Source organism: Synechococcus sp. Tobar12-5m-g (assembly GCF_024345415.1).
Lineage (GTDB): Bacteria > Cyanobacteriota > Cyanobacteriia > PCC-6307 > Cyanobiaceae > Regnicoccus.
This window is the reverse complement of sequence record NZ_JAGQBB010000003.1, coordinates 156,888-162,989: the sequence shown is the minus strand read 5'-3', so window position 1 is coordinate 162,989 and position 6,102 is coordinate 156,888. Positions and strand designations below refer to the sequence as shown.

The following is a 6,102-nucleotide window of genomic DNA, read 5'->3' as shown; positions in this document are numbered from 1 at the left end:
CGCCTCCATCTCAGCCAGAAATCGGTCTCGCCGGGTCCGCTTTTTGGCCGTGGACTGCTCGTAATCACCAAAGCCGAGCTGCTTGATGCCCATGAACCCTGTTCACGCCTGCGATCACACGGCCATTATCGCGCAGGGTGGTGGGGTTTTCCAGAGTCTCCTTAGAAGTACCGCTTGTGGGCCGAACAATCACCCAATGCAACTCCTCGACAAAAGCAACGACCACAGCCGTGCTGGCTCCCATCAACGACGACACATCCTTCGAACTCATGGCTGGCCCAGAGCCGCGCGAGCGCACCACCGTGGCCCTGGTCACATCGATGCGCAACCCGGGCCTGGCACTGCTGTTTGCCTCCACCTACGGTGCAGGGATGCCCGGCCTGAAACTGGCCGTCTGGCCTACCTCCTGGTCACCTTGGTGGTGTCGATCCCGTTTCTGCGCTGGCGGAAAGGCCGGCTGGGGGCGGCTTGAGCAGCCCAACCGGCCAGGGTCATGGACCTGCCCTGCCTGGAATCAGGGCTCGCAGGGGGCTCCGCTCCCTGTTCAGCGCCGCCTTGGGTGCCACTGCGCTGATCGCCATGGCGTTGCCGGTCGCGGCGTCCCCCCGTCCCCTGGATCCCAGTCTGCTCCCTTCCTGGCGGGAGGGAGCCGCGAGGGCACGCCTGCTCTCCTTCATCGAGGCGGTGAGCCGGGAAGGCAGCCCCGACTACGTGCCGCCGGCCGAGCGGATCGCCGTGTTCGACAACGACGGCACCCTCTGGGGCGAGCAACCGATGTACGTGCAACTGGCCTTCGCCCTCGAGCGGGCCCGCCGCCTGGTGGCTGAGCGTCCCGAGCTGGCGGCCAGCCCCGTGGTCGCCGCTGCGGCGGCCGGCGACCTCAAGGCGGTGATGGCCCATGGCAGCCAGGGGGTGCTGGAGCTGGTGGCCCTCACCCACGGCGGCCTCAGCACCGACGCCTTCACGGCGCTGGTGCGCGAGTGGATCCACAGCGCCTGCCACCCCACCTTGAAGCGGCCCTACACCGCCCTCACCTACGCGCCGATGCGGGAGCTGCTCGACCTGCTGCGGGCAAGGGGCTTCCAGACCTGGATCGTTTCCGGCGGCGGCAAGGACTTCGTGCGGGTGGTGTCCGAGGATCTCTACGGCATTCCTGCCGAACGTGTGGTGGGCTCCACCGTGCGCAGCGAGTACGTGGTGCAAAACGGCGTACCGACGATCCTGCGCCGCCCCGAGGTGGCCTTCATCGACGACGGTGCCGGCAAACCGGTGGGCATCCACGACGCCATCGGTCGGCGTCCCATCGCCGCCTTCGGCAACTCCGATGGCGATCTGGCGATGCTCGAGTGGACCACGGCGGGGCCAGGCACCCGCCTGGGAATGCTCCTGCACCACGACGACGGGAAGCGGGAATTCGCTCACGACCGCCAGACCCTCTTCGGCCGCCTCGATCGGGCCTTGGACGAGGCGCCGAAGCGGGGCTGGACGGTGGTGAGCATGCGCAACGACTGGTCCAGCATCTACCCCGCCAACCCGCCGATCAAGCCGGTCGCCTGCCCCCCTGGAGGGTGATGCTGGGCCGCTCGCCGAACAGCTCCCGGTAGGCGATGGCGAAATGGCCGGCGTTGAGGAAGCCGAACTCCCCGGCCACCGAAGCCACGCAGGTTTGGGCGGGGTCGGCAGCCAGCAAGACCCGCCGGGCGCCATGGAGCCGTTGCCTCTTGAGGTAGGCCATCGGCCCCATCCCCAGATGCTCGCGAAAGCCCTGGATCAGGCTTCTGCGCCCGGCATGCACCCGCCTGCAAAGGGCGTCGAGGGTGATCGGTTCCATTGGGTGCTCATCCATCCACCGCTGGGTGGCCTTGACCAGCTCGATCCGGGCGATCGGCCGCTGCGAGCGGTTGGCCTGGCCAGCCAGCGAGGCCAGGGCTTCCACCACGAGGGGAACCAGATCCTCCGCCACCAATCGAGACCAGCGGTGGGACCCCAGCAGCCGTGCCGGCTGCCGTTCCGCCACCGCGAACAGCTGGCGCAGGTAGGCCCTCAACCCCTCCTGCAAGTGAGGGTAAATCGCGAACCAGTTGCGATCGAAGGCTGCCCCATCCAGCTCAGGGCAGCCCAGATCGGTGGCCCAGCGCAGGAAAGTCTGGCGTTCAATCGTCAGAATCGCCAGGGAGCAGGGTCCGCCGGTGCTGAGATGGATTCCTCCACTGGGCGCCAGGCCGAACAGGCTGTCCGATGGCAGCCGTACCCCGTGGGCCACGAGGGGCTGTTGGTGGCGCCACGGCTCCAGATCCAGGGCCACCACCTGGCGGCCCAGGGGTTTGCTCCCGCGGCCGTGGAGCCCCCGGTCCGCCCGCAACCGCAGGAGCTGCAGCGGGCCCACCTGAAGGGGCAGCAGCTCCCCCGACAACCGTCCCGCTTCCAGTTGGATCAGATCCAGCGGCAACCCCATGGCCCGGACCCCTTCCTGCAACTGCTCGATGCAGCCGAACGGGTGTGAACCCTGGGGGACCAGGGTCTCGAGGGAGAGGTCGCCGGGGTTAAGGAAACCGTGCACCGTCAAAAAATGCACTTTTTGAGTGGTCCCACCCTGCCACGGTGGTCATGATCCTTGTCGTCGGAGCACACCCGCCGGGGCACTCCACCACCACTGACACCCTCCTGGTCCTTTTCCCACCATGCCCAACGGCCAACCCAACATCCTGATCCTCTGGGGCGACGACATCGGCCAGAGCAACCTCAGCTGCTACAGCGATGGGCTGATGGGTTACCAGACCCCCAACATCGACCGGGTGGCCAAGGAAGGCGGCCGCTTCATCCATTACTACGCCGAGCAGAGCTGCACCGCCGGCCGCGCCGCCTTCATCTCCGGCCAGAGCGTGTTCCGCACCGGCCTCAGCAAGGTGGGCCTCCCCGGCGCCGAACTGGGCTTCCGGGCCGAGGACCCCACCATCGCCGAGCTGCTCCAGCCCCTGGGCTACCGCACCGGCCAGTTCGGCAAGAACCACTTCGGCGACCGGGACGAGCATCTGCCGACGATGCACGGCTTCGATGAGTTCTTCGGCAACCTGTACCACCTCAACGCCGAGGAGGAACCTGAGTTACGGGATTATCCCAAGGCGGATGATCCGGAGTTCCCGAACTTCCGCAAGCGCTTCGCCCCCCGCGGTGTGCTGCACTGCTGGGCCAACGGTGACGGCACCCAGCGGATCGAGAACACCGGACCGCTCACCAAGCACCGGATGGAGAACTGCGACGAGGAGTTCATGGCCGAGGCCAAGCGCTTCATCCGCGATGCGGTGGCCTCCGGTGAGCCCTTCTTCGTGTGGTTCAACACCACCCACATGCACTTCCGCACCCACGCACGGCCCCAGGATGTGGGCCAATCCGGGCGTTGGCAGTCGGAATACCACGACGTGATGATCTACCACGACAACTGCATCGGCCAGATGCTGGATCTGGTGGATGAGCTGGGCATCGCCAACGACACGATCGTGATGTACAGCACCGACAACGGCCCCCACATGAACAGCTGGCCCGATGCCGGCATGACCCCCTTCCGCAACGAGAAGAACTCCAACTGGGAGGGGGCCTACCGGGTGCCAGCCCTGGTGCGCTGGCCAGGACAGATTGAGCCCGGCACCCTGTTCACGGGCGTCGTGAGCCATCTCGACTGGCTGCCCACGCTGATGGCTGCCGCCGGTGAGCCGGAGATCAAGCAGAAGCTCCTCGACGGCCATCAGGTGGGAAGCAAGAACTTCCACATCCACCTCGATGGCTACAACATGCTCGACTACTGGACGGGCAAGACAGGCAAGAGCCCACGGGTGGAGTTCTTCTATTTCTCCGACGACGGTGATCTCACCGGCCTGCGCTACGACAACTGGAAGTTCGTGTTCATGGAGCAGCGCCAGGCCGGCACACTTCAGATCTGGGCCGAGCCCTTCACCGCGCTGCGGGTGCCCAAGATCTTCAACCTGCTCACCGATCCCTACGAGCGGGCCGACATCACCTCCAACACCTACTGGGACTGGTTGCTCGACCATGCCTTCATGCTGGTCCCGGCTCAGTCCTTCGTGGCGGAGTTCCTGGCCTCGTTCCAGAAGTACCCGCCCCGTCAGAAGGCGGCCAGCTTCACGATCAGCGACGTGCTGGAAAAGATGATCTCGGCAGGGGGCGCCAGCTGAATCTGCCGATGAGCCTGGCCACCGCCAGCCGCCGCCCCGGGCCGGGTCGCCCCCCGGCCCGGGAGATGGTCTGGATTCCGGGGGGCAGCTTCATGATGGGCTCCGACGCCCATTACCCCGAGGAGGCACCGGCCCATCGGGTGGCTGTCGAAGGGTTCTGGATCGACCGCTCACCGGTCACCAACGCCCAGTTCCTGAAGTTCGTGAAGGCCACGGGCCACCGCACCAGCGCCGAGCGGCCTGCCGATCCGGCCCTCTATCCCGATGCGCTGCCGGAGTTGCTGGCGCCGGCCTCGATCGTCTTCGTGCCGCCACCGGGGCCGGTGGGCCAGGGCGATCCCTACCGCTGGTGGCAGTACATCCCCGGTGCCGACTGGCGTCACCCAGAGGGCCCCGGCAGTTCGATCAAGCATCGCCCCAACAATCCCGTGGTGCATGTGGCCCACGAGGATGCGGCGGCCTATGCCGCCTGGAGCGGCAAGCAGCTACCGACCGAGGCCGAATGGGAGCGGGCCGCGTGGGGCGGGCGCGAAGGCGCTGAATTCGCCTGGGGGGAGGAGCTGCATCCGGGAGGCCGCCCGGTGGCCAACACCTTCCAGGGCGACTTCCCGCACCACAACAGCCTGGTCGATGGCTTCGCGGGTACGTCCCCGGTGGGCGCTTTTCCTGCCAACGGTTTTGGCCTCTTCGATTGCATCGGCAACGTCTGGGAGTGGACCGATAGCTGGTACCGGGACCATGGGCACAGGGCAGCCGTGGCGGAAGGCTGTTGTGCCTCCGCGAAGCAGGCCCGTGAGGCCAGCATCGATCGCGCCTCCCAGCACGGCGCGATTCCCCGCAAGGTGATGAAGGGGGGCTCGTTTCTTTGTGCCCCCAGCTATTGCCGCCGTTACCGACCAGCCGCCCGCATGGCCCAGGGCATCGACACCTCCACTTGCCACCTGGGTTTCCGCTGCATCGTGCGCGTCAGCGGAGCCGGCGCTGGGGCCTGAAGAAGCCCCTGCCGGCATCTCCTCTCTGGTCAGGCGTTGCCGAAGGCCACCTGGCAGGCGGCATTGAGCAGCTCCGCGTCCGCGGCACTCTGGGGCTCCTGGCCATTGAGCAAGCCCGACTGACAATCGGCCGTCAGCTGATAGGTGCTGCCACTGTCGGTGACCGCGAAGCTGATCGCGGAAGTGCCGGAGGGCTGGACAGAGCCGAAGACCAACTGGTAGTTCGAATTGGGCACCACGATGTAGGTGGAGTTGGTGTTCACGGCGTTGTCGACAGCATTGTTGATGATCGCCGCGGTGGCCAGGGAGCCCACGCCCCAGGCAGCGGCGCGGGCTCCCCACCAGCCCCAGGTGGGGGTGGACCAGCCGCCATACCAGCCGGTGTTCCAGGGGCGTGCCACCCCCCAGCCTGGCCGGGCCCAGCCCGGGCGCACATTCACGTTGTTGATGTCGACGCGACGATCCCAGTTGCGGTTGACGCTGAAGTTGCGATCGATGCTCCGGTTGAGATCGCGGTTGACATTGACATTCTGGTTCACATCACGACTGAGATCACGGGTGCCGGCGGTGGAGAGGCTGAGATCACGGGTTCCGGCATTGGGTCGGTTCAAGTCCCGGGTGCCCGCACTCGGCCGATTGAGATCTCGGCTGCCGGCGTTCGGTCGACTGATGTCCCGGCTGCCGGCACTGGGACGATCCATCGAGGGACGGGCAGCCCCGCTTCCCACCTTGTTGCTCCAGCCACCGCTCGGGCGGGAATCGCCGCGATTGAGGCCACCGCCACCGCCGCTGAAGCCTGTATTGGCCCTTGCAGCACCTCCCCCGCGATTGCCACCTCCACCACCACGACTTCCACCGCCACCGCCACGGCTGCCACCTCCACCACCACGGCTGCCACCTCCACCACCACGGGCGATCAG

At 66.8% G+C, this 6,102-nt stretch carries 6 protein-coding genes; 3 read left to right on the top strand and 3 right to left on the bottom strand.

What is annotated here, in order from left to right; genetic code table 11:
* Positions 1–579 precede the first annotated feature (579 nt).
* Positions 580–1,572 (top strand): HAD family hydrolase, encoded by a 993-nt coding sequence (locus tag KBY66_RS03730; RefSeq protein WP_255087814.1) that lies wholly within the window; start codon positions 580–582, stop codon positions 1,570–1,572.
* Here KBY66_RS03730 and KBY66_RS03725 read toward each other — a convergent pair.
* Positions 1,541–2,560: a helix-turn-helix domain-containing protein gene (locus KBY66_RS03725; RefSeq protein WP_255087813.1), complete on the bottom strand. Its 1,020-nt coding sequence runs from the start codon at positions 2,558–2,560 to the stop codon at positions 1,541–1,543. The two genes, KBY66_RS03730 and KBY66_RS03725, sit on opposite strands and share 32 nt — an antisense overlap.
* 121 nt (positions 2,561–2,681) lie before the next feature.
* Here KBY66_RS03725 and KBY66_RS03720 point away from each other — a divergent pair, with 121 nt between their 5' ends.
* Both KBY66_RS03720 and KBY66_RS03715 read left to right on the top strand, forming a co-directional pair.
* Positions 2,682–4,190 carry an arylsulfatase gene (locus KBY66_RS03720; protein WP_255087812.1) on the top strand — a complete coding sequence of 503 codons (1,509 nt, stop codon included), beginning with the start codon at positions 2,682–2,684 and terminating at the stop codon, positions 4,188–4,190.
* A gap of 8 nt (positions 4,191–4,198) precedes the next feature.
* Positions 4,199–5,182 carry a formylglycine-generating enzyme family protein gene (locus tag KBY66_RS03715; RefSeq protein ID WP_255087811.1) on the top strand — a complete coding sequence of 328 codons (984 nt, stop codon included), beginning with the start codon at positions 4,199–4,201 and terminating at the stop codon, positions 5,180–5,182.
* A 29-nt stretch (positions 5,183–5,211) separates the two neighbouring features.
* On the opposite strand, the gene KBY66_RS03710 is transcribed toward KBY66_RS03715, so the two are convergent.
* Complete coding sequence (locus tag KBY66_RS03710) at positions 5,212–5,793, bottom strand: hypothetical protein (protein WP_255087810.1); 582 nt, start codon at positions 5,791–5,793, stop codon at positions 5,212–5,214.
* Positions 5,790–6,089 (bottom strand): hypothetical protein, encoded by a 300-nt coding sequence (locus KBY66_RS03705; protein WP_255087809.1) that lies wholly within the window; start codon positions 6,087–6,089, stop codon positions 5,790–5,792. The genes KBY66_RS03710 and KBY66_RS03705 overlap by 4 nt, the downstream gene beginning before the upstream one ends.
* Positions 6,090–6,102: the final 13 nt, after the last annotated feature.